The sequence below is a fragment of the Georgfuchsia toluolica genome (assembly GCF_907163265.1).
In the GTDB taxonomy this organism is placed as follows: domain Bacteria; phylum Pseudomonadota; class Gammaproteobacteria; order Burkholderiales; family Rhodocyclaceae; genus Georgfuchsia; species Georgfuchsia toluolica.
In genome coordinates, this window is record NZ_CAJQUM010000001.1 from 3,072,840 (window position 1) to 3,095,446 (window position 22,607).

General features: G+C 58.6%; 29 protein-coding genes. 15 read left to right on the top strand and 14 right to left on the bottom strand.

Features of this window, described 5'->3' with window-relative positions; all coding sequences use genetic code 11:
- Positions 1-3 precede the first annotated feature (3 nt).
- Positions 4-1,047 carry a type IV pilus twitching motility protein PilT gene (locus K5E80_RS14565; protein WP_220636841.1) on the bottom strand — a complete coding sequence of 348 codons (1,044 nt, stop codon included), beginning with the start codon at positions 1,045-1,047 and terminating at the stop codon, positions 4-6.
- A 65-nt stretch (positions 1,048-1,112) separates the two neighbouring features.
- On the opposite strand from K5E80_RS14565, the gene K5E80_RS14570 reads away from it, so the two are divergent.
- Together K5E80_RS14570 and proC are read left to right on the top strand one after the other, a co-directional pair.
- On the top strand, positions 1,113-1,805 hold the full coding sequence (locus K5E80_RS14570) for a YggS family pyridoxal phosphate-dependent enzyme (RefSeq protein ID WP_220636842.1): 693 nt from the start codon (positions 1,113-1,115) through the stop codon (positions 1,803-1,805).
- A gap of 2 nt (positions 1,806-1,807) precedes the next feature.
- Positions 1,808-2,623, top strand: coding sequence for a pyrroline-5-carboxylate reductase (gene proC, locus K5E80_RS14575; protein WP_220636843.1), 816 nt, complete (start codon positions 1,808-1,810; stop codon positions 2,621-2,623).
- Here proC and K5E80_RS14580 read toward each other — a convergent pair.
- On the bottom strand, positions 2,618-2,890 hold the full coding sequence (locus K5E80_RS14580) for a hypothetical protein (RefSeq protein ID WP_220637386.1): 273 nt from the start codon (positions 2,888-2,890) through the stop codon (positions 2,618-2,620). The genes proC and K5E80_RS14580 overlap by 6 nt on opposite strands.
- Between K5E80_RS14580 and K5E80_RS14585 the strand changes: the two genes are divergently transcribed.
- Positions 2,885-3,370, top strand: a complete 486-nt coding sequence (locus K5E80_RS14585; protein WP_246590998.1) for a YggT family protein — start codon at positions 2,885-2,887, stop codon at positions 3,368-3,370. The genes K5E80_RS14580 and K5E80_RS14585 overlap by 6 nt on opposite strands.
- 260 nt (positions 3,371-3,630) lie before the next feature.
- The gene (locus tag K5E80_RS14590) at positions 3,631-3,933 is read left to right on the top strand and encodes a DUF167 domain-containing protein (RefSeq protein ID WP_220636845.1); all 303 of its coding nucleotides are present in this window, start codon (positions 3,631-3,633) and stop codon (positions 3,931-3,933) included.
- A 181-nt stretch (positions 3,934-4,114) separates the two neighbouring features.
- On the opposite strand, the gene K5E80_RS14595 is transcribed toward K5E80_RS14590, so the two are convergent.
- Positions 4,115-5,059: a Nudix family hydrolase gene (locus K5E80_RS14595; RefSeq protein WP_220636846.1), complete on the bottom strand. Its 945-nt coding sequence runs from the start codon at positions 5,057-5,059 to the stop codon at positions 4,115-4,117.
- A complete protein-coding gene (locus tag K5E80_RS14600) occupies positions 5,056-5,943 on the bottom strand; it encodes an ATP-binding protein (RefSeq protein ID WP_220636847.1) in 888 nt (295 codons plus the stop codon). The genes K5E80_RS14595 and K5E80_RS14600 overlap by 4 nt, the downstream gene beginning before the upstream one ends.
- Positions 5,944-5,984: 41 nt before the next feature.
- On the opposite strand from K5E80_RS14600, the gene mltA reads away from it, so the two are divergent.
- The 7 genes from mltA (at position 5,985) to K5E80_RS14635 (ending at position 11,624) form a co-directional block, all read left to right on the top strand.
- Complete coding sequence (gene mltA, locus K5E80_RS14605; protein ID WP_220636848.1) at positions 5,985-7,157, top strand: murein transglycosylase A; 1,173 nt, start codon at positions 5,985-5,987, stop codon at positions 7,155-7,157.
- Positions 7,158-7,329: 172 nt separating this feature from the next.
- A complete protein-coding gene (locus K5E80_RS14610) occupies positions 7,330-8,535 on the top strand; it encodes an ammonium transporter (RefSeq protein ID WP_220636849.1) in 1,206 nt (401 codons plus the stop codon).
- 273 nt (positions 8,536-8,808) lie between these two features.
- Entirely contained in the window at positions 8,809-9,042 is a 234-nt protein-coding gene (locus K5E80_RS14615; RefSeq protein ID WP_220636850.1) for a DUF3567 family protein, read from the top strand.
- 242 nt (positions 9,043-9,284) lie between these two features.
- Entirely contained in the window at positions 9,285-9,461 is a 177-nt protein-coding gene (locus tag K5E80_RS14620; RefSeq protein ID WP_220636851.1) for a hypothetical protein, read from the top strand.
- 94 nt (positions 9,462-9,555) lie between these two features.
- The gene (locus K5E80_RS14625; RefSeq protein ID WP_220636852.1) at positions 9,556-9,807 is read left to right on the top strand and encodes an ArsR family transcriptional regulator; all 252 of its coding nucleotides are present in this window, start codon (positions 9,556-9,558) and stop codon (positions 9,805-9,807) included.
- A 417-nt stretch (positions 9,808-10,224) separates the two neighbouring features.
- Positions 10,225-11,343, top strand: coding sequence for a sensor domain-containing diguanylate cyclase (locus K5E80_RS14630; protein ID WP_220636853.1), 1,119 nt, complete (start codon positions 10,225-10,227; stop codon positions 11,341-11,343).
- A 107-nt stretch (positions 11,344-11,450) separates the two neighbouring features.
- Complete coding sequence (locus K5E80_RS14635) at positions 11,451-11,624, top strand: band-7 C-terminal domain-containing protein (protein WP_220636854.1); 174 nt, start codon at positions 11,451-11,453, stop codon at positions 11,622-11,624.
- Between the two features lie 160 nt (positions 11,625-11,784).
- Here the strand turns inward: K5E80_RS14635 and K5E80_RS14640 are convergent, their stop codons facing one another.
- The 4 genes from K5E80_RS14640 to K5E80_RS14655 form a co-directional block, all read right to left on the bottom strand.
- Positions 11,785-14,871, bottom strand: a complete 3,087-nt coding sequence (locus tag K5E80_RS14640; protein WP_220636855.1) for a transglycosylase domain-containing protein — start codon at positions 14,869-14,871, stop codon at positions 11,785-11,787.
- 132 nt (positions 14,872-15,003) lie between these two features.
- Positions 15,004-15,360, bottom strand: coding sequence for a Rossmann-fold NAD(P)-binding domain-containing protein (locus K5E80_RS17235; protein WP_220636856.1), 357 nt, complete (start codon positions 15,358-15,360; stop codon positions 15,004-15,006).
- 40 nt (positions 15,361-15,400) lie between these two features.
- Positions 15,401-16,573, bottom strand: a complete 1,173-nt coding sequence (locus K5E80_RS14650; protein WP_220636857.1) for a trans-sulfuration enzyme family protein — start codon at positions 16,571-16,573, stop codon at positions 15,401-15,403.
- Positions 16,570-17,043, bottom strand: a complete 474-nt coding sequence (locus tag K5E80_RS14655) for a MarR family transcriptional regulator (protein WP_220636858.1) — start codon at positions 17,041-17,043, stop codon at positions 16,570-16,572. The genes K5E80_RS14650 and K5E80_RS14655 overlap by 4 nt, the downstream gene beginning before the upstream one ends.
- A 93-nt stretch (positions 17,044-17,136) precedes the next feature.
- On the opposite strand from K5E80_RS14655, the gene K5E80_RS14660 reads away from it, so the two are divergent.
- From K5E80_RS14660 to K5E80_RS14670, 3 genes are all read left to right on the top strand, one after another.
- On the top strand, positions 17,137-17,697 hold the full coding sequence (locus K5E80_RS14660; RefSeq protein WP_220636859.1) for a Yip1 family protein: 561 nt from the start codon (positions 17,137-17,139) through the stop codon (positions 17,695-17,697).
- A 104-nt stretch (positions 17,698-17,801) separates the two neighbouring features.
- The gene (gene yfcF, locus K5E80_RS14665; protein WP_220636860.1) at positions 17,802-18,431 is read left to right on the top strand and encodes a glutathione transferase; all 630 of its coding nucleotides are present in this window, start codon (positions 17,802-17,804) and stop codon (positions 18,429-18,431) included.
- A gap of 7 nt (positions 18,432-18,438) precedes the next feature.
- Complete coding sequence (locus K5E80_RS14670; protein WP_220636861.1) at positions 18,439-18,888, top strand: PAS domain S-box protein; 450 nt, start codon at positions 18,439-18,441, stop codon at positions 18,886-18,888.
- Positions 18,889-18,977: 89 nt separating this feature from the next.
- Here the strand turns inward: K5E80_RS14670 and K5E80_RS14675 are convergent, their stop codons facing one another.
- From K5E80_RS14675 to K5E80_RS14700, 6 genes are read right to left on the bottom strand one after another with little or no spacing between them, the layout of a single operon-like run.
- Positions 18,978-19,589, bottom strand: coding sequence for a hypothetical protein (locus K5E80_RS14675; RefSeq protein WP_220636862.1), 612 nt, complete (start codon positions 19,587-19,589; stop codon positions 18,978-18,980).
- A gap of 30 nt (positions 19,590-19,619) precedes the next feature.
- On the bottom strand, positions 19,620-19,874 hold the full coding sequence (locus tag K5E80_RS14680; protein ID WP_220636863.1) for a DUF2249 domain-containing protein: 255 nt from the start codon (positions 19,872-19,874) through the stop codon (positions 19,620-19,622).
- Positions 19,875-19,877: 3 nt separating this feature from the next.
- Positions 19,878-20,306, bottom strand: a complete 429-nt coding sequence (locus K5E80_RS14685; RefSeq protein ID WP_220636864.1) for a hemerythrin domain-containing protein — start codon at positions 20,304-20,306, stop codon at positions 19,878-19,880.
- A complete protein-coding gene (locus K5E80_RS14690) occupies positions 20,303-21,412 on the bottom strand; it encodes a hypothetical protein (protein ID WP_220636865.1) in 1,110 nt (369 codons plus the stop codon). The genes K5E80_RS14685 and K5E80_RS14690 overlap by 4 nt, the downstream gene beginning before the upstream one ends.
- Before the next feature lie 9 nt (positions 21,413-21,421).
- On the bottom strand, positions 21,422-21,694 hold the full coding sequence (locus tag K5E80_RS14695) for a DUF2249 domain-containing protein (RefSeq protein WP_220636866.1): 273 nt from the start codon (positions 21,692-21,694) through the stop codon (positions 21,422-21,424).
- 47 nt (positions 21,695-21,741) lie between these two features.
- Positions 21,742-22,059, bottom strand: coding sequence for a metal-sulfur cluster assembly factor (locus K5E80_RS14700; protein ID WP_220636867.1), 318 nt, complete (start codon positions 22,057-22,059; stop codon positions 21,742-21,744).
- An 89-nt stretch (positions 22,060-22,148) separates the two neighbouring features.
- On the opposite strand from K5E80_RS14700, the gene K5E80_RS14705 reads away from it, so the two are divergent.
- The gene (locus K5E80_RS14705) at positions 22,149-22,583 is read left to right on the top strand and encodes an RrF2 family transcriptional regulator (RefSeq protein ID WP_220636868.1); all 435 of its coding nucleotides are present in this window, start codon (positions 22,149-22,151) and stop codon (positions 22,581-22,583) included.
- Positions 22,584-22,607 lie beyond the last annotated feature (24 nt).

Consider the following 22,607-nt stretch of genomic DNA (forward strand, 5'->3'; position numbering starts at 1 on the left):
TTTTCAGCCTGCAAAATTATCCTTGTTCGCCGCCTTGGTTCTGGCTTCCGCCGAGGAAACGACATTACGTTTTACCAGTTCCTGCAGGTTCTGGTCCAGCGTCTGCATACCGAATTGCTGGCCGGTCTGGATCGAGGAATACATCTGGGCGACCTTGTTCTCGCGGATCAGATTGCGAATGGCCGGCGTGCCAATCATGATCTCGTGCGCGGCGACGCGGCCCGAGCCGTCCTTGGTTTTCAACAGGGTCTGCGAAATGACCGCGCGCAGGGATTCGGACAGCATGGAACGCACCATTTCCTTCTCCGCTGCCGGGAAGACGTCCACGACTCGGTCGATGGTCTTGGCCGCCGAGCTGGTGTGCAAGGTGCCAAAGACCAGATGGCCGGTCTCGGCGGCGGTCAGGGCGAGGCGGATAGTTTCCAGGTCGCGCATTTCGCCCACCAGGATCACGTCCGGGTCTTCGCGCAGCGCCGAGCGCAGGGCGTTGGCGAAGGACAAGGTGTGCGGGCCGACTTCGCGCTGGTTAATCAGACATTTCTTCGATTGGTGCACGAATTCGATCGGGTCCTCGACGGTCAGAATGTGGCCGAAGTCGTTCTCGTTGATGTCATCGACCATCGCCGCCAGCGTGGTGGACTTGCCAGAACCGGTCGGGCCGGTGACCAGCACGATGCCGCGCGGCGTGCGCGCGATCTCGCCGAAAATCTTCGGGCAGTTCAATTGCTCCAGCGTCAGCACCTTGTCCGGAATGGTACGAAACACGGCGGCGGCGCCGCGATGCTGGACGAAGGCATTGACGCGGAAGCGCGCCAGATTGGGCACGGCGAAGGAGAAGTCGATTTCGAGGTTTTCCTCATACACCTTGCGCTGGCCGTCGTTCATGATGTCGTACACCATGGCATGCACGTCCTTGTGTTCCAGCGGCGGCAGATTGATGCGGCGCACGTCGCCATGGACGCGGATCATCGGTGGCAGACCGGAAGACAAATGCAGGTCGGAGGCCTTGTTCTTGACGGAGAAGGCCAGCAGTTCGGTAATATCCATGCCGAGATTTCCTTTGGGTTTGGTCGGGTGCGGAAAGGCGCAGTGTATACTCGCGACCCCGCTATATGACAACAATTGCCGCCAACTTGCAAGTCGTGAGACAGCGCATTGCTGCAGCCTGCGCGGCGGCAGGGCGTGCGCCGGCAAGCGTTACGCTGCTGGCGGTAAGCAAGACCTGGCCCGCCGTGCAAGTGCGCGCAGCGGTAGCCTGCGGGCAGCGCGCCTTTGGCGAGAGCTATGTGCAGGAAGCGACGGACAAGATCGCGCAACTGCGCGATCTTGTCGTCGAGCCGCGTCTCGAATGGCATTTCATCGGCCCCTTGCAAAGCAACAAGACGCGCACCGTGGCGGAACGATTCGACTGGCTGCATTCGCTCGATCGGGCAAAGCTGGCAGAGCGGCTGTCGGCGCAACGGCCTGCCGCGCTGGCGCCATTACAGGTCTGCATCGAGGTCAATGTCAGCGGCGAAGCGAGCAAGAGCGGCTGTGCGCCGGAAGAGGCCGCAGCGCTGGCGCAGGCGGTGGCGCGCCTGCCGAATCTGACCTTGCGCGGCCTGATGGCCATTCCCGAACCGACCGAAGATATTGCGCTGTTGCGTTCGCGCTTTGCCTTGCTGCGACAATTGCAGGATCGGTTGAATGCGCAGGGCCTGGCGTTGGATACGCTGTCAATGGGCATGTCGCACGATCTTGAAGCGGCTATTCTTGAAGGTGCGACCATCGTGCGCGTTGGCACGGCGATATTTGGAGAAAGATAGATATGAAGATTAGTTTTCTCGGCGGCGGCAACATGGCCAATGCCCTGATCGGCGGCCTGCGTCATCAGGGCTATTCCGCGACGGACATCCAGGTAGTGGAGCCGGTGGCAGAGATGCGCGCGAAGCTTGCCGACATTTATGGCGTGCGCTGTACGCCTGCTATCGACGAGGGCGCGATGAACTGCGACATCTGGATGCTCGCCGTCAAGCCGCAGCAATTGCGCGAAGCCATCGCTCCGCTCAAGGGCCGGCTCGGCACGCAACTGGTAATCAGCATCGCGGCGGGTATCCGTTCCAGCGACATCGGCCGCTGGCTCGGTGGTTACGCCAGGATCGTGCGCACCATGCCCAATACGCCGGCCCTGATCGGTGCCGGCATCACCGGTCTTTATGCCGGACCGGGCGTAAATCATCAGGAGCGCGCCAGCGCGGAGAAAATCCTCAATGCCGCCGGACCGACGCTGTGGGTCGACGACGAAGCGCAGATGGATGCCGTTACCGCCATCTCCGGCAGCGGGCCGGGCTATGTGTTCTATTTCATGGAAGCATTGCAGAAGGCTGCCGAGGACGCCGGGTTCGATAGGGCAGCCGCGCGCAAGCTCGCGGTGCAAACCTTTCTCGGCGCGGCACGGCTCGCTGAGCACGGCAACGAATCGCCCGCCATATTGCGCGAGCGAGTGACATCGAAGGGCGGCACCACTGAGGCGGCGCTCAAATCGCTTGATGCTGATGGCGTGGCCGCCGCCATTGCTCGAGCCACAAAAGCTGCGCAAACACGCGGCGTTGAGCTTGGCGACCAACTGGGGGCAGATTCATAAAATCAATTCGAACCACGGCGATACGGCGGGCAGGCGAAAGTCAAAAGCGATAACCACGGAGAGAAACAAAACCATGAAACGGAGTTTGTCCTTGCCTTTCTCAGTGTCCTTGGTCAATGCCTTTACCCTTGCTTTTCGCCGTGTCCGCCGTGCCGCCGTGGTTAACTGTTTCTTGTAGGGTTCATCGTCATGCAAATACTCAACTTCATCTTGCAAAGCGTTGCCGGCTTTTTCACCTTCGCGCTGCTTGCCCGCTTTGCCATGCAATGGGCACGTGCGCCGTTTCGCAATCCCATTGGCCAGTTTGTCATCACGATCACCGACTGGATGGTGCGGCCGGCGCGGCGCGTGATTCCCACTGCCTGGGGACATGATCTGCCGAGCCTCGTGCTGGCCTGGCTGATGCAGGCGATTTACCTGGGCGTGATCTACGGCATCAGCGGCTTCTTCAAGGGCGGCATGGGTCACATTGGCATCGTCGCGCTGATCGCCCTCATTGAAACCGCAAGCGTTGCATGCACCCTTGCCATCGCAATCGTCATCATCAGCGCGTTGCTGTCATGGATTAATCCACATGCGCCAGTCGCGCCGGTAATCAACGCCGTTGCGGGGCCGATGCTGCAGCCGTTCCAGCGCGTCATCCCCCTGATCGGCGGCATCGATCTGTCACCCATTGCGTTGTTTTTTGTCATCAAGCTGATCGATATCGGGCTTGCCTCGCTGCGCATGTGGCTGTTGATGCCATGAGCGTCGTCCGCCGGGTCGCCCGCGCAAGCGCGGAAAGCAATGCACCCCCCCCCGGCCTCCCCTCCGGGAGGGGGAGGTGACTGATTGCCCCACCCTTGGGGCGGGGGGCAGGGGATGAGCCCAATTTCCCGCGAAGGGGAACGCTTGCGTTCCCCCTTCCCTGGGGCGAAGGCAGGAATTCGCCGAGCATTGTTCGGCGCTGCCGAAGCGGGCGAACTGTGCAAAGCGAGCCCTTCGGGGGCTGGGGGGGAGGTGCCGCAATGACCTGGCTGCGTGCCAGCGGAGATGGCGTGCTGCTTACGCTGCATATCCAGCCCGGCGCGAAGAAGACCGAGGTCGTCGGCCTGCACGGCGATGCGCTCAAGCTGCGCCTGTCGGCGCCGCCGGTCGATGGCAAGGCCAATGACGCCTTGATCGCGTTTCTCGCCGCCCGGCTCGGTATTCCAAAGTCGCGGCTTACGCTGGTATCGGGTCAGACCTCGCGCCGCAAATGCGTTGCAGTAAGCGACGCAGACGTCGCTGAAGTCGAGCGTAGGCTACAGAGCCAAGCGGATTCGCGCTAGTAGTCAGTCAAAGCAATACTGATGAATAGCAAAAATCTCTCACCACCAAGGCACCAAGGACACCAAGCATCCCCAAGGAAAAATAATATCGAATTTGACGTTCTTGGTGCACCTTCGTGAACTTGGTGTCTTGGTGGTGAAAGCTCTTGTTTTCACCCGATCCATCAAATTCCTATAGATACTAGAACGAATCAACCGCCCAGGCGGAACGAATCGCGGCGATCCCGTGCGCGCCGTGCCGCCATGCTGCAAGCATGTTGTCGCGTTGCAGTCCGCCGATGGCAAAAACCGGGATGGGGCAGTCGGCGATGATTATATTGAATGCTTCCCAACCGATACCTTCCTGCATCCCGTGCGTCGGTGTCGCGTTGACTGATCCGACCACGGCGAAATCCAGACCAAGCGCAATGGCCTGATCCAGTTCGCCGCGCGTATGGCAGGAAGCGCCGACCAGCTTGAATTCCGGCCTTTGTGTCAGCGCCATCAGTTCCCGGGCGGACAGATGAATGCCGTCGGCGCCGAGTTCCAGCGCCATATCGGCGTCGCCGTTGATGAGCGCGCGCGCGCCGAAGCCTTGAATCAGACGCACGGCCTCGGAAGCAAAGGCGGTGCGCTGCGGTTCCGGCATATCCCGTTCGCGAATCTGCACCAGCCGCAATCCATGCTTCAGTGCCTGCTCCAATGCGGCGAGTTGCGCATCGGCGCCGATCCTGGCAGCCTGCGTGATGGCATAGAAATCGGGCAGCGTCAGCGCTTTCAGCACCGGTCCGTTGGCCGGCAGCATCGGTGCGACGCTTTTCGCGCCTATCGTTTGCCATGACAGTGCCGCATGGACGTGGTCTTGCAATTCGCCCTGCCATTTGGTGACGCGGAAAAAATGCAGCCTGACGTGGGCGTGTTCGTATTCATGTTCGCGCACGATCCACGGAAAACACTGCACCACTTCGATGCCAAGTTCCTCGCGCAACTCGCGAATCAGGGCGTCGCGCGGCGCTTCGCCGGGCTCCACCTTGCCGCCGGGGAATTCCCAAAAGCCCGGGTAGAAAGTATCGGCGGCGCGCTGGCCCAACAGATAACTGCCGTCCTCGCGCAGCAGCACGGCAGCGGCGACATGGGTGACGGTCATTTGTGTCCGGTCTGCAAACGGCCGGCGTAATCGCGCGCGAACTGCCAGGCCACGCGGCCGCTACGCGAGCCGCGCTGCAAGGCGAAGCGCAAGGCCTCGCCGCGCGCGGCGGTACACTGCGCTTGCGTCAAGCCGAGTTCCATCAGCCAGTGATTGCAAATGACAAGATAATGCTCCTGATCGAAGGGATAGAACGAAAGCCAGAGGCCGAAGCGTTCCGACAGCGAGACTTTTTCTTCGGTGCTTTCGGCCGGATGCAGTTCGCCCTCGATGTCATGTTTTGCGTCGAGGTTCTCGTGCATGAACTCGGGCATCAGATGGCGGCGGTTCGATGTCGCATACACCAGCAGGTTGTCGGGCATGCCGGCGACCGAACCGTCGAGCACGCTCTTCAAATGCTTGAAGCCGGGCTCGCCGGCCTCGAAGGAAAGATCGTCGCAAAAGATGATGAAGCGCTCGGACCGCTCGCGCACCAGGTCGACGATCTCGGGCAGGTCGACGAGATCGTCCTTGTCGACCTCGATCAGGCGCAGCCCCTTGCCAGCGAATTTGTTGAGTACGGCCTTGATCAAAGATGACTTGCCGGTGCCGCGCGCGCCGGTGAGCAGCACGTTGTTCGCACTCTTGCCGGCGACGAACTGCCGCGTGTTCTGCTCGATGGCGGCCTTCTGTGCGTCCACGCCATGCAGGTCCTGCAGCCGGATGCAATGCAGGGTTTTAACCGCAAATAGGCATCCATTCCCGCGCAGCTTGCGCCAGCGAAAGGCCTTGGCACGCCAGTCGGCGGGTGCCGCCGCGGCTGGCAGCAAGCCCTCGACGCGGGCCAGCAACTCGCTGCCGCGCGCCAGCAAATCGGCAAGTTGTTTTAAATGTGATTCATTCATGAGGTAATCTGGACACTTGTTTTCACTCGACTTTAGCAGACATGCAGAAAAAAATTTATTTGCCCGCGCTGATGGCGCTGTTGCTTGCCGGCTGTGCTGCCGTGCCACCCTCTCCGCCGCCTGCTCCCTGTGTCTGTCCGCCGGTCGAAGTGCCGGTGCCGCCCAAACCCGTCGAAAAACCGCTGCAACCCGCCAGTTGGTCCGACCTGCCCGGCTGGGGCAGCGACGATCTCACCGCGGCATTCGATGCCTTTCTTGCATCCTGCAAAGTCCTTGAGCGGCGGGCGCTATGGAGCGGTGTGTGCGCTTCGGCGCGCGGCGGGGGCGGCAATGATCTGCGCGCCTGGTTCGAGGCGCAGTTGCAGCCCTGGCAACTGGTCAATCCGGATGGCAGCCGCGATGGCTTGATTACCGGCTATTACGAACCGGTGATCAAGGGCAGCCGCAAACCGGACAATATCTACCGCTATCCGGTGTTCGGCGTGCCGAACGACCTGATCACGGTGGATTTGTCCGAGGTCTATCCCGAGCTGAGGAACCTGCGGCTGCGCGGCCGCCTCGAAGGCAGAAAACTGGTGCCCTATTACTCACGTGCTGATTGGACGCAACAGGAAGTCCGCCGGGCCGATGATGCCATCATGTGGACCAGCGACCCGATCGACTTTTTCTTCCTGCAAATACAGGGCTCGGGCCAGGTCGATTTGCCGGACGGACAGCGGGTGCGCATCAGCTACGCCGACCAGAACGGCCATCCCTATCGTTCCGTGGGCAAGTGGCTGGCCGAACAGGGCGAAATGAAAATCGAGCAGACCTCGATGCAGGGCATCAAGGCTTGGGCGGCGGCGAATCCCAAGCGCTTGCAGGAACTGCTCAACGTCAATCCGAGCATGGTGTTCTTTCGCGAGCTGCCGGTCGAGGGCAGCGGTCCGCCCGGTGCGCTGGCAATGCCGTTGACGCCGGAGCGCAGCATCGCCGTCGATGCGCGCACCACGCCGCTGGGAAGTCCGGTCTGGCTGTCCACTACTCAGCCGAATTCGGATGAACTGCTACAGCGACTGGTGCTGGCGCAGGATACCGGCGGTGCGATTCGCGGCCCGGTGCGAGCCGACTTTTATTGGGGCAGTGGCGCGGAAGCCGGTGCGAAAGCAGGCAGGATGAAACAGAGAGGACGAATGTGGGTATTGCTGCCCAAGGGCTATGCACCAAGTCAGTAAGCCCGCAATGCCGCCCTGTTTTATGCACTTACATAATGCGTAAAACCCATTGCAGGCACCATGCAAGTGCAAAATTATTTGTCCGCGAAATCTATCCTGATGATTTTAATTAAATAGATTTCAGGAACAATAGTTGCTTTTTGGTGCGGCTGTTACCTGGAGGGCCCCCCAATTGGAAAATCTGAAAACCTCGACCGACGTTCTGTTCATTCTGATGGGCGCGGTCATGATTCTCGCCATGCATGCCGGTTTCGCCTTTCTGGAACTTGGCACGGTGCGCAAAAAGAACCAGGTCAATGCCTTGGTCAAAATCCTTTGCGACTTTTGCATGTCAACGCTGGCCTATTTCTTCATCGGTTACGGCATCGCCTACGGCACCCATTTTCTGGTCGGTGCCGACGTGCTGGTACAGAAGAGCGGCTATGAGATGACCAAGTTCTTTTTCCTGCTCACCTTTGCCGCCGCGGTGCCGGCCATCGTTTCGGGTGGCATTGCCGAGCGCGCCCGCTTCTATCCCCAACTGGCGGCGACCTTCCTCCTGGTCGGGTTCATCTATCCCTTCTTCGAGGGCGTCGCCTGGAATAATGCCTTTGGCGTACAGAACTGGATCAAGGCCAGCTTCGGCGAAAACTTCCACGACTACGCCGGTTCAGTAGTTGTGCATGCGGTTGGTGGCTGGATCGGCCTGACCGCGGTGATATTGCTCGGTGCGCGGCGCGGCCGCTATCACAAGGATGGTGGCATCGCCGGTGCGCATCCACCATCTTCCATTCCTTTTCTCGCCCTGGGTTCATGGACTCTTGTCGTCGGCTGGTTCGGCTTCAATGTGATGAGCGCACAGACCATCGACAAGATTTCCGGCCTCGTTGCGATGAACTCGCTGATGGCGATGGTGGGCGGTACCTTGGCGGCATTGTTTGTCGGCCGCAACGACCCCGGCTTCGTACATAACGGCCCGCTCGCCGGACTGGTGGCGGTCTGCGCCGGTTCCGACGTAATGCATCCGCTCGGATCGCTGGCGGTCGGCGCCTTCGCCGGCGCGATGTTTGTCTACATGTTCACCCTGACGCAAAACCGCTGGAAGATCGATGACGTGCTGGGCGTATGGCCGTTGCATGGCCTGTGCGGCGCCTGGGGCGGCATCGCGGCCGGCATCTTCGGCCTCAAGCAGTTCGGTGGGCTGGGCGGCGTCAGCTTCGGCGCGCAGTTGACTGGTACGCTGCTGGGCATTGCGGTCGCCCTGATCGGTGGCTTCACAGTCTATGGCTTGCTCAAGGCCATCGTCGGCATACGCCTGGATCCCGAGCAGGAATATGACGGTGCCGACCTCTCGATCCACAAGATCACGTCGTCGGCGGAACGCGAAACGAGCTGGTAGACTGTGATTGATCGTTAATCCGTAGTCCCTGGTTCGAGCCCAGCCAGGGAGCCAGCCAAAATTCGTAGTTTTTCTTGCACTTAGCCGGCCATTGCGGTTGTGCTTTTGCATTTTGAGGGCCGGAATCAAGATTTTGGGGATCGTAGGCGATCTCAATAATGAGAGTCCGATGGTCGGTATTGGGGGCAGTCCGGCGGTCAGGTATCGACGCTAGGACTTGAATCCGGGCATATCGGCCGCACATACCAGATCAGCCGACAACGAGATACCGCAATGAATGTCCTGTTTAACAACCCGCTGCTATACGTGATCGATTATCCGGGGCATGATGCCCTGGAGATTCTGGATAAGCGCAATGGTCGGATGGGTTTGTTGCGTGGCGCGACCGCTGACCGCATGCGCAATGAATTCGGCCAGTTCCTGGCGCAAGAGCACGATCAGGAGGAATTTGAAGATTTCATTGATTCCTATGAGGCCATTCTCGATCATCCAGTATTGCGCCACTGATTTCGCACGGGTGGATCCCGGTAGACATCCAAATTGAATTCAGCGTAGTTGATCGTCACGTAGTTGATCGTCAACTTGAGTCTCTAATTGGCCGAGATTGTGTAAAGACTCAAAAACAGGGGAATTTCCGGGGTCGCTCTACCATTCCCCACCCGAAAATAATCGATAGGTTTCAAGCTATGCCCCAAACTGCCTCCACGCTCCAAACCGCCTACTGCTACCACTGCGGCAGACACCATCCTGTGGAAGAGATGCGCCAGATTGCAACAAAGGCAGGAAGAAAATGGCGTTGCCTCAAGAGCATTGAAGCCACCAAGACGGGTATTGCGCAAAGAGATGCGTTTGGCAGAGGCGTGACGCAAATCAACAAGGCTGAAGCACAGGCCAAGCAGAGAATCCTTAAAGAAACTCCAGTTTGATGGTTGTGAGTTTGATAACCATGTAACCTGCTTTCGTCAATCCGGGCAGGTTATACCCGCCCTTTGGCCAATCGCAATTCAATAGGTATTCAGAATGCAAACAGATCCGATCCTCCAATACCTGAAGAAAAATGGTCAGCAACTTGACCGCGACATTGCCGCCGGAACGGGTATGCCACTTTCCGAGGTTTGCATCTCATTGTTGAAGCTTTCCGCGCGGGGCGAAATATCATCATGCAGCGTTACCCGGTTCAAAGACGGCAAATCAGTAGAGGGAAAGCTCTGTCGATTGGCAGGAACCATTCCAGCGGCGGCACCGGGTAGGAAGCCTGGGGCAAAGAAGTAGCAACAGAATAGCTCACGGGTGGGATCTTGCTTTATGGACATCCATATCAAACGCCACCCCATTACATGTGAGATTGGCTCGAAGACGTACCGGGGAACCTACTGGGTTGCTGGCAGGATTCTGAACGTCACAACTGGCATGGCGGGCAAGAGTAAGCAAGTGGGGTCAATGCCAAATGAGGCTCTAGCAAGGCAACTGCTTGAGGCTATGGCGAAGGATGGCAAGATGAGGGGAGCGAGACTCGCCGCGAACTCGTCGGTCTGCCTGCATGTAATCATGCGTAGCCTCGAAAGGAATTGTTACGCCAATCAGAAGTAGAATTTCTCCAGATTGGAGCTATAGAAATAAGTCCGCCAATGGAGTGAAATCATAAACAATCTAGTTTGGATTTTCGAATTGGTCGGCGTCGCATTCATCATGGGCAGCCTGCGGCGCTCCTCCCGCGGCATGCAAAGTGGCGGCGAACTCATACTCATTGGCATCGGGCTGATCGCGTTGCACGACATCCTGAAGGGCATGTCCGCCGAAACATCAGGTGTCGCCGGCCCCTACACTTGGCTAATCCCGGCGATACAGGCCATGTATATGTCCGGCATGCTGTTTTTACTGCTTGGCATCATTAAGTTGATGAAAACCGCAACGCGGCCTGGCAATAGCGAAGGGCGATTCCACTCGCTCGCCAGGGTTGCGGCTGATGCCATTATCACCATCGACGAAAACAGCACCATCCTCTCGTTCAACCAACGTGCTGAGCGCATGTTCGGCAGGCCGGCTGAAACCATGATTGGCAGCAAGCTCCACGCAATCATTCCGGCCCGTTACCGACCTCTGCACGACGCCGGTGTGGCGGGCATAGGCAGGAAAGGTGGCGCTCCCTTCGGTGGCCAGACCAAGGAGTTCCATGCGTTGCGCAGGGATGGCCGCGAATTTCCCATAGAGCTTACCGTGGCAACCTGGGCTGACGAAGGAGGTCGGCTTTTCTTCATTGGCATCATAAGGGACATTACCGAGCGCAAACAGCTTGAGGAAGATCTACGCCGAATGGCCACGACCGACTCGATGACCGGCGTATACAACCGTCGGCGCTTCCTGGAATTGATGGTCCAGGAAATGCACCGGGCGCATCGTATGCTCCACCCGTTGGCCCTTATCATGCTCGACATCGACCTTTTCAAACGGATTAACGACACCTACGGGCATGCCATAGGAGACGAGGTCATAAAGTCTCTGACGCGGGCATGCACGAGCGAACTGCGCGAAATTGACATCTTCGGCCGGATAGGAGGTGAGGAATTTGCGATTCTGTTGCCTGAGCTGAGACGCGAACAAGGCCTCGAGGTGGCTGAACGGCTGCGGAGAAAGATTGAGACGTTGGAGGTCGAGGCAAACGACAGAAGGATCGTACGCTTTACCGTCAGCATGGGCGTCGCCGTTCTCGGAATGAATGATCGAATACCAGAACTTTTCTTCGCGCGGGCTGATGCCGCCCTCTACCACGCCAAGGAGGATGGCCGCAATCGCGTCAAGGGTGACTAAGCTATGGTCGGCGCCTGCTGACCGGCGGCGTCTCGGTACGTTAGCCACCAGCGCAATTGAAGGGGAACCTTGGCCATTTGTCGGAATGGACGTTGGTCCAAAATGGCATGCCGCGTTTCTCAAATTGTGGGACTTCCATATTAAGAACTACGACTGCGGCAGCGGTAGAAACGGTCGCCATTGCGCTCGGCGAAGAAGGCGGGTTGCAGGCAGAAAACCTCAAGGTTGCAGAGCTCTATATCGCCGCACTCGGCAACCTCGCCAAGACCACAACATCATGATTGTGCCGACCAACCTCTCCGATATTGCGAGCGTCGATGCTTCTGCCATGACGGTATTCAACAAAACGCGAGCGCTGATATCCCCAACAATCTTGGACGCGCAGCACAAATGTTTGGCAAGAAAATTACGGGCAAGCCGTCTCGCTATTTCGGCACAGCGTCATTTCTGAACGCTACGAACGGAGGTAATCTTTGCGACATAGTCCGGCCGACATGCCGTGAGTTTCTCCACCGCATCTCTTTCGAAAAGCGGCGTGAGCACCGGCGCCAGGGATTTGAGCAGTTGTACCGACATCGCGCTGGTGAACTTGTAGCGTGCCGCGTAAGGCTCATGGGCGTAAGCGGTAATCGTCCCGAAATAACGATCGCCAATGAAAAAAACGAAAGTAGCCGAGCGGTTGATCACCCGCTCGGCGATGGTCCGCCCCCCGCGTCCGTAGACTTCATAGCGATGGTCGCCGGTGCCAGTTTTGCCGCCGACCTCAAGCAGCGTGCCGTCCTTCATCACCAGCCTCCCGGCAATTCGCGCCGCTGTGCCTCCGTCGACCACATCGACCAGGGCGCGGTGGACCACCTTGGTGATCTCCTCGGCTAGCAGCCGCTCCGCTTTGGCTGCCTGGTATTTGAGGCGGGTCTCATACGGCGTCGCCGCCGCAAAGCGCAGCGTCTCAATTTTCTCGATCGGCAGTCGCACGCCTTTGTTCAGGATGATTCCGACCAGTTCGGCAAGCGCCGCCGGCCGGTCCCCGGATGCGCCGATGGCACTCGCGTAGGAAGGAGTCAAGGCTTCGAACGGGTAGCCCAGGCGCCGCCAGTCGCGGGCGATTTCGAGAAAGGCTTCCAGTTCCAGCAGACTCTGAATGCGATTGTCCTGCGCATTCTTGTGGCGCGTATTGAACAGCCACGCATAGACCGCCTGGCGCTCGTTTCCACTCGCCTGGATGATTTGCATACGTGTCGCGCCCGGATTGTGGCGCAGGAAGCCGACCAGCCATAGCTCCAGGGGATGCACCCCGGCGATGTAGCCACGGTCGGCGAGCGAGAATTGTTTTGGCCCAAATTTTTCGTACAGATTCCGCAACTCGGATTCCGGGAGATTGGCTCCCGCCAGTTGCTGGCGCAGGAAGGCGCTGAACTGATCCAGCGTCGCTTGCGGCTCAATCGAGCGGAACACCGTGGCCAACCGCCGCGGTACCGGATGGACGCTCTGCAGCAGGATCTCCTGCATCTGCGGTGCCGTCCTGCCCTGGTACTTTTTGTAGAAACGGTATATGAATGCCCGTCCTTCATTGTCGGCAAAGCGGGACAGGTATTCGCGGCGACGCGGATCGTCAGCATCTTTCAAAAGTTGTGCGGTCGAGCCGGGTGCCTGGTAGATGTAATGCCGGACTATGTCGCGCATCAGCCGGACAAACACCAGATTTACCGATTTCTGGAAAGCCTGCCGGACCGAATATTTCCGGTGGTTTTCCTCGGGATCGAAGTTCTCGAAGCTTTGCATGCCGCTGCCGGTGAAGAAAGCCTCCCCCGGATTGGCCGAATAGCGCCGTTCCATGGCCCCCTCCAGCATCGCCGGCAGTCTCCGATCCTTGGCCGTGCCGAGGTAATCGAGCGCCCAGCGGGCCAGAGCGTTTTTGGGATCGACCGGGACGGCGGCAAGTTCCTTTTTGCTTTTGTCGGCATATTTGTGGTGTAGCCCGGCAACGATTTCCAGATAGGTGATCAGGGTGCGCAGCTTGGCGGTCGAGCCAAGGTTAAGCTTGGAGCCTTCGTTGATGTCGAAGGGTTGGTCGAGATTGTCGGCCTGAACGCGCACCAGGTTGGCATGCTCGCCACGCTCTAACAAGGTGAAGCTGAAGGCAATCTTGCTCGGGTCGTCGCCCGGACGCAGCATTCGAAAGCCGTACAGTCCCTGCGCTTTGGCGGCCGCTGGATCGCCGAGCTTGCGCAGTATCTCAGTGACCGTGCGCTGGAGCTCGCTATTGAGGGTAGTGCCGGCCATGACATCAAGCCGATCGAGGTCGTACAGCCGCGGCATCCCCAGTAAGTCCGCTAGATGGGTTCGCCACGCGTTTGCGGCTTTGCGACTCACGAACGACACCGGCCGCTGTCGTTCACTGGCCTTGTGCAGTGTGAGTTTCACTCCCAATGCCGCATCGCGCAGCGTGGATGGGATAACGCCGGCTGCGCCGAGCAGCCGGAGGTAGCTGTCAGTCAATGCGTAAAGATCGCGCTGCCCCTCGCCAAGGTAGTAACTCGGGCGGCGCTGTGCGACGATCAGGGAAAGTGCTTGCTTGAAAACCTCTGCACGTCGCTTAATCACATCCGTGCGGTCGCCTGGCGTGGGATTCGGAGCCTGCAGCAGCGCATTCGCCTCCGCGAAATCGCGCCCGTACCAGGCCCACAAGCCGTCGCCCAGACCGTTGATCTCGCCATGGCCGGACCTGGCCGCAAGCGGAACTGTATTGAGATAGCGTAGGACGATCTGGCGTCGCGCTGGCAGAGTGTTCTCGCCGTCAAGGTAGGCGCGCAGCGACGCCGAAGCCATCTGGCGCAATTTATCTATGCCTGAGGCGGTACGGCCCTCCGGAGAGTGCCGATACTTCTCGATCTGGGTGGCAAGCGTACTGCCGCCGGGAGTCTCATTGTCAGGATCCACCACGTGCCGCACCTGATTTAACACGGCCTTGGTAAAGCGCTTCCAATCGATGGCTGGATTGCGTGTAGGGTGTGTCGCATCAAGCAGTTCATGGTCCTCGATGAATACTAGCGAATTCACCAGCAGCGGCGGAATGGATTCGAAATTGCGATACAAGCGCTGGGGATAGCGTATCGAATAGAACGGGCGGCCGTTGCAGTCGAGCAGGTCGAGGCCGGCTTGGTCTTTCTCGTGGTAAATCGGGAACAGGCCGACATCCGACAGCTTCATCATATGGGGCGAAAGGTGCGCCTGATCTACTATGGAGTATTTCCTCGCGGATAGACGTTCCAGAAACGCCGGAAGGCGGCTGTAACCAAGCCGTTCATCAATGGGCCCGTTTTTCGGGAAGCGGATCGACGAACTCGACCCGGGTTCGACATGAAACGTCAGACTCCGGGCCGATTCGGCTAGATAGCGAGCCTGGCGCCGGGACGATTGGTATTCATCGAACACAACCCAGGCCAGACAAACGGCTATGGCCAGCAGCAGCGCCATCCACACCAATTTGCCGACGTGGGGAAGTAAAAGAGATATCAACTTGGACATGCGCTTAGGCGAAAATACGGCCAGTTCTTGATCAAGCTAGAGGCTGAATTCCCAATAGCGTCAAACTTGACGCGGCGAAATCCGCATTAAAACATCAGTGGACTTCAGACTTGAATCACCCGAAGGTTCTCATCATGCCATTAGCACAATTGAATGACAACCTCGAACGTCTGTTGTTGACCGAATGTGCGCATCGGAAGCTGCCTCGGCAGAACTGCCATTCGCGGCCGGCAGATCGACCTGGTTGGTGCCGATGCAAAAGCAGCCAATGGCGGTCAGTTTCGCTGCCTGACTCTGAACTTCTTCTGTCAGACGGGTGCGAGAACGCAAGCCAACGAAATGCGCGTTGCCGATCGCCTTGATCAACTCGGCGCCAATGGGCGCATGGGTATGTGTTTCCGTCTGGTGGTAACCATCCTGTTTGAGGGCTTCAACTGCAGAAGGATGAATGTCTTCAAGCTGCAGAAACTTGAGTTTAGTTTTTATCAAGCGAGAGGCGTGGTTGCATGATGATTGATCTTATGTCTTGCTACAACCGCAATGCCCAATTAAGGTCGGCGATCAGATCCTCGGCATCTTCCAGTCCTACCGAAAGCCGCAGCATGGCATCAGAGATGTTGCGACGGGCGCGCTCCTCCGGCGTCAGGTCGTGATGGCTAGTCGTGCACGGTTGCGTGATCAGACTTTCCACCCCGCCCAGACTCGGCGCCAGAGAAAATAATTCCAGGCGATCGGCGACACGCCGCGCTGCTTCTCCGCCGCCATGTGTTTCGATGGTCAGCATGCCGCCGAACCCTTGCATCTGCCTTTGCGCCAACGCATGGCCGGGGAATTCCGGCAGGCCGGGGTAATACACTCTGGCCACCGATGGATGACGCGCCATGGCCTCGGCCAGTTTCTGCGCCGTGGCATTCTGCCGTTCCACGCGCACGACCAGCGTGCATAGGCTGCGCGACAACAGTGCTGCGGTTTCCGGCGCAGGCGTCTGGCCGAGATTCTTGCGCCAGACGGCGACGGGAGCAAGCAGTTCTCGGCTGCCCATCAGCGCCCCTGCAACAAGGTCGCTGTGGCCGCCCAGATATTTGGTCGCGCTGTGCATGACAATGTCCGCGCCGAGCATCAGAGGGTTCTGATTGACCGGCGTTGCGAAAGTATTGTCGATCGCCAGCAGCGCGCGGTGACGATGCGCCGCCGCGGCAATTGCCGCGATGTCCAAAATCTCCAGCGTTGGATTGGTTGGCGTTTCCAGGAACACCAGCCGCGGACCCATTGCCAGCAAATCATCGAGACGACCGAGTTCGTGGCCGAGCAGAAAGCGGGTGTCGATGCCTAGTGCTGGAAGCTGGCTCGTCAGCAATTCCAGCGTGCCACCATAGGCATCGCCGATGCATACGATTCCCTGCCGGCCATGCGTTAGAAACAACGCGGAGGCGGCCGCCATCCCCGAGGCGAACACCGAGGCGGCGGCAGCGCCTTCGAGCGCCGCCAGTTTTTCTTCGAGCGCCTGTATGGTCGGATTGAGACCGTAGCGCGTGTAGAGGCTGCCGGCCTTGCGGCCTTCTATCACGTCGAGCAAGTCGGCCGTGGCAGCAAAACGGAAAGTTGTCGAATTGTAGATCGGCAGCTGCGGCGAGCCATGCACATCGCCACCAGAGCCAGCATGAATGCACAAAGTCGATAAGCCGGGACGCTGCTGGCTCATGGTTCTACCTCCACAGCAGCCGGTCCGCCCCAAGCCGGCAAATTGAATTCTTCCCGCAGCAGTTGAAGCTCGGGTTGATGCAGCGCGGCGAGAGATTCAAGCAACTGCGCACCTTTTGGCTGGAGATGCACTGCAACCTGGCGACGATCTTCCTTGCGGGCAATGCGCTTGACCAACCCCGCCTTTTCGCAGCGATCGACGAGAGCAACAGTACCGTTGTGTTTGGCCTGCAATTTTTCGGCCAGCTCACCGATGGTGGCCCAATCACGTCCTGGGAATCCCTTTACATGTAATAACAGTAAATATTGCAATTGCGTCAATCCGTGCTTCTGGCACAAATCCTCGCTCAGGCGCAGGAAACAACGCAGGCGATAGCGAAAATGCGACAGCTTTTCAAAATCTGCCTTTCCCAAGGTAGTTCCCTGCCCAGAACCAGGGACAACTGATTTTCTTGACGATGATTTCTTCATCATCTATCCTTATCTATATCATAGTGTGACACAATCACCTTGTGATGTATTGTAACCGTTAGCCGCTCTCTCTTATATACAAGGAGGCCCAACATGAACATCCTGACAATTCCCAAAATGATCCTGACACCCAGAGAGAGCTGGCTCGATCTGGAAAAGACTCGGCCGTCGCTGGTGCGCTTGTTCTCGTTCCACATCCTGCCGCTTTCTGCGCTGCCGCCGCTATTGCTCTATTACGCAGGGACACATTACGGTGACACATTCGCCGCCGGGTTTGGCAGCAAGCCGTGGGCAACGATTGCCATGGTCTTTTATCTCGCCGAAGTGTTTACCGTTCTCGGCATGGGATGGATCGTCGGACAAGTCGCGGCTGTTTACAGGGTGCATGTCTCGAAGCGCGACGCCTACCTGCTGGCTGGCATCTCGCCAACGCCGCTGTGGCTGTCGTCCCTGGCATTGCTGGTGCCGAGCCTCGCCTTCAATGTCAGCGTCGCGCTCGTGGCCCTGATGGCTACGTGCATTCTGGTTTACCAGGGAGTCTATGCTCTTTGCCACATGCACGAGGAAATCAACGCCGCAGCGATTACGCAAACCGTGATGGGGGCTGGACTGATTGCATGGGCATTGTTGCTGCTGATCGTTGTGGCGCTTTAGCCGGCTAATCTGACAATTGATCAAATTTCCGCCGAGAAAGGGATGGTCGGTGTCGCCGGAAAGCGGGGAGGGAAACCTCGCTGGTTCTTCAGGGAGTTTCTTTGTTGACTGCGAATATTCTTCTTTACGTTGATACCCGATTCGCAAGTCCATATGCGATGTCGGCCTTCGTGGCCTTGCATGAAAAGGGGCGGTCCTTCGAGATGGCAACAATAGATCTCGATGCCAATGCAAATGAAAAGCCGGATTTCGCCACCATTTCGTTGACCCGGCGGGTGCCCGCTATAGTTCATAATGGCTTCTCCCTTTCCGAATCGTCAGCGATCGCCGAGTATCTCGACCAGATATTTCCGGACCATCCCTTGTACCCTTTGGAGCCACGCCATCGCGCGAGGGCGCGGCAACTTCAGGCCTGGCTTCGCAGCGATCTTCTGCCAATCAGGGAAGAGCGTCCGACTGAAGTGATTTTCTACCATTCAACCAGGCCCCGACTCTCTGCGAAAGCGCAGGCATCGGCAGAGAAGCTGTTTTTTGTTGCAGAGTCGCTGCTTTCTCTCGACTCCACAAACCTGTTTGGTCAGTGGTGCATCGCTGATGTCGATCTTGCGCTTATGCTCAATCGCCTCGTGTTAAATGGTGATCCAGTACCGGAAAGGTTGGCTGCTTATGCAAGGCAGCAGTGGCAACGGCCATCGGTACAGTTGTGGCTCAACCAAAAGCGCCCGCCGCTGTGAAATTGAAATGAGCGTAAGCACACAGCCTGATATCTATCGTTTGATCGTCGAGCAAATGGCAGATGCCATCATCTATGCGGATACGGAAGGAATCATTCGTGGCTGGAATGCGGCTGCAGAAGCGCTCTTTGGTTATCCGAGGGGCGAGATAACCGGCCAGAAACTGGATCTGATTATTCCGGAGCGGCTACGGGCAGCGCACTGGACGGGGTTTGATCGCGCCATGGCACGTGGCGCCACACAGCATGGCGGGCGAGCTATTGTTACCCGCTCCCTGACGAGTGCTGGAGATACGATATACGTCGAGATGAGCTTTGCCGTTGTTAATGATGGAGAAGGCAAGACGATCGGGGCAGTTGCCATGGCTCGAGATGCGACGCAACGTCATCACGATGACAGGACGCTGCGCGAACAACTTGCAGCGCTGCAAAAATTGCATTCAGACGCTAGCGCTTAAGCTCATTCATCTTGTGCCAAACGGTGATCCAAGTACATCGATTGCCCGCTGAGCCGGGGCTTGTGCAAGCGAGGGTGAATCCCGCCGGGTCAACTTGCACGGCACACAATAAAAACTGCCGGATCGTCGCCACGCTCTAGCAGGATGCAACGCACCCGATCCTGCCATGCGGTGGCAAAGCGGCGCCGGTCTTCCGCGCTGGCATCTTCGCTCAGGCAGCGCCGCATCAGCGGCGCCGTGTCGGGATCGCCGGCCACTGCCTGCGGGTTGGCAGCCACATCGATTTTGTCGCCCGTATCCGTGCGCATAAAACGAATTTCGAGTGGCACATCGGCGTTGAAGAACAGGAGTTGGCGCCGGTCGAAGCGGCCCGCAAGACCCTTGAATCCGGTGTCGTGGGTGGCGCCGGTGAGCATCGAGACGACGTTCGCGATGACCCCGGTGACCCCGCTCAGTCGGTCTTCCCTGAATTCAACGCGGATTGCGCCACGTTCGGGCAGTTCCGCGCCATAGAGCGCGCCAAGCGCCTGGCGCGTCATCCAGTAGGCGGAGGCCACCGTCGGACAGGAGTGGCCGGCCAGCTTGACGGCATCGATATAGCCATACTCGATGACGCCCTCGTTGCAGGCGCCAAGAAATTCCGCCAGCGGGTCGCGCAGTTTCAGACGCGGTACCGCATCAAAAAAATCAGGGTATTTCATGGTTATTTTCTTCCTGCCTGAGGAGAATGCTCACTGTTTGACAAAGTCGATCACGATCGGCCCCGGCTCCCGCTGCTGATAACGGATGACGACTTTCTCGCCATAGTGCTGCTGCAACTGATCGAGCAATGGAAGTGGATCGTGGTCATTGACGAAACGCATCGTCTCGCCTCCGCGCAAGGCGTCGAGGGCACCGAAGATCGCGGCGTGCCGAAAGCGCTTGGCGATGCCGCGGGCATCGAAAGGGTAAATGGCGTCGGGGGACAGGTGAAGGTGGGTTTTCATGGTTCAGGCTCCAGTGGTTAGGTCATGCATTTCTAAAATGGCGAGTGCCTCGGGTGCCAGGATCGACTCGGCAACCGCAAACAGCTCGCGTTCTTCGAATCTGACGTGCGCTTCCAATATGTCGCCGAAGCGGCGCAGGCTTGCCGCATCTCCTGTCCTGAGCCGGCTGATCAGGCAGCGCAATTCTTCGTGTTCGTCCAGAGTGCGCCTGACTCGATCGGTTTCTCCCGCAGCCGTCAATAAGGGAAGCAGCGTCTCTTCCTCGACATGAAAGTGAGGCTCCAGTTCACGCTCAAAAATTTCGACAGCATGAGCCATCAATTGGCGCGTGGCCTCCGTGCTGTCCGTGCTGGCGCGCTGCGCATGCTTCGCCAGCACCAGCGCTGCATAGTGTTGCCGGGAAAGCCAGGCCAGGCTTTGACAACGTTTCATTGATCCTCCGGCAGTGCCTGCCAGTTCGCCCGCCTGGCATCTTCGCTTCTCCCGCGCAGCGCGCTGGCAAGCATCGTGATCAGGAAAATCAGCAGGGCGATGCCATTGGCGATCGCCGCACGCTGTCGCAATTCCGCCAGGTCGCCGAGGTCAGCGATGATCCGCGCCAGCAGCGAGGCGTGAAGCAGCGCGAGCTGCAGATAAAAGGCCGGGTGATAGGGAATTCTGATTTTAGCGACCGCCGGAAAAATGATTGGGGCATGGCCGAAAATCATCGAAAACACGAAACCCAGGAAAATGGCATGGAGCGCCGCATCGCGCAGCGGGTTGCCGGGGGAAAAGCCGCCGGCCAGACCGAGCAGACCACCGAAGGCGAGCCAGGCGTAGCCTGCGAGCAGACAGGCGGCAATGTAACGGGTCAGCCCGGACTGCCTGACCGTGTGGCGTGCGATGTCATAGCGCAGCAACCATAGCGACAAGGCGATTAGTCCGGCAGCAAAGAGCGGCAGCCCGATACCTTCCCACCAGAACGTCATGCCGAGCCCGGCGAGCATCACCGCGGCGATGAAAGCGAATAGGCGTTTGGCGTTTATCGACGTGGGCAGGAAACGGGAGAGTTCCAGGCGTTCGCCGGCGATGGTGAGCACCAGGAAAGCCATCCACCAAGGTACGGCAAAGACGATCGCCGCGGTGATGGCCCAGGTGATGCTACCGAGCAGCCATGACAAGGCGCCGAGCGCCAGCGTAGCAGTGTATGCCGCCGGCTGCTGACGCAGGATCAGGATACTTGCGGCGGTCAGGATCGTTCCTGCGGTTATAAACAGCGCCTGAGCCACATAAAGGGGCGCCCAGGCCAGCAAAGCCAGGCCGCCCAAACCAGCGCAAATGGGTGCCAGATAGGGCCAGACTCGTGCGAGCGCAACGGCCCGCTCCAGACTGATCACCGTACCGAGGAAGGCTGCGACCATCAGCGCCCCATGGTTGCCCGCCTGCACCGCCGCAATGTTTGGCACGGCGACCGCCAGGCGGGCAAGACCGGCCAGTACGCCGATAAGCAGCGCGAGCATGCCGAGGAAGAGCATCGGCAGACGGGCGGCAGGCTTCATGACGAGCGTTCAGTGCCCGCTGCTATTGCCGGCGGCGGCCTGTGACCGTCCGATGCGAACGCGCCAGACTTCCGGGCCGTTTTCCAGGTAGTCCCAGGTGAACTTGCCAGCGGACTCCGCCTGGAACTGGTAGAACAGCGGCTTTGGATCGTGGTCGTTGATCAGCATCAGCGCCTCGCCGGGCGACAGTTGATCGAAAGTGCCGAAAATCAGTGGATGGCGCTCACGCGGGGCGATTTCGCGAACGTCGACGATGGTCTTGATGGCTTCTGGACTGCTCATGCTATTGCTCCTGGTTGGGGGTGGGGATAGGAAGGAGTGCCGGCGAATCACCAGCCGAAATGCTGCCGGGCTTGTTCGCTCATCAATGAAGGATCCCAGGCTGGCGACCAGACGAGGCGAACATCGCATCGAACGGAGTCGGGCAGTAACTCCCGCAAAACCTGCTCGACTTCGGCGGTGATCATGTCTCCCATTGGGCATGCGGGAGAGGTCATGGTCATCTCGACCGTCACCATGTCGGCAGCGACCTCGATGCGATAGATCAACCCGAGATCGACGATGTTCATGCCTGCCTCGGGATCGACGACTTGTAGCAACGCATTGCGGATCTCATCAGGATCAGGCGCGGATTCGCTATTGGCCATAGTTAAATTAAAGCTGTATAATTAATACAGCTTCAGATTATCACCGCGCAACGACTAAAGCAATACATTTTTTGTTTCTTAAAGGGATCATGCGCCTGACCACTTTTTCCGACTATTCCCTGCGGGTGCTGATCTACCTTGCCCTGGATGAATCGAAACTTGCGACCATCCCGGTCATTGCTGCTGCTTACGGGATTTCAGAGAACCATCTGATGAAAGTGGTGCACCAGTTGGCGCGTGCCGGTGTTGTCAAATCGATACGGGGCAAGGGCGGTGGCATCCGCCTGGCCCGGCCGCCGGAGGAAATCCGCCTGGGGCAGGTCATCAGGCAGGCCGAAGGCAGCGCGCCGATCGTCGAGTGTCTCGGCGAGGAAAAAGGCGCCTGTTGCATCACTCCGACTTGTCGTCTAAAAGACATCCTCGTCAGCGCCTTCGATGCGCTCTACGGGGTGCTGGATGAATACACTCTGGCCGACCTCGTCTGCAATCACCGTGCCCTGAAGCGGATCCTGATCCGCGTCTAGCTTTGCAGTTCTTCTTTAGCCACT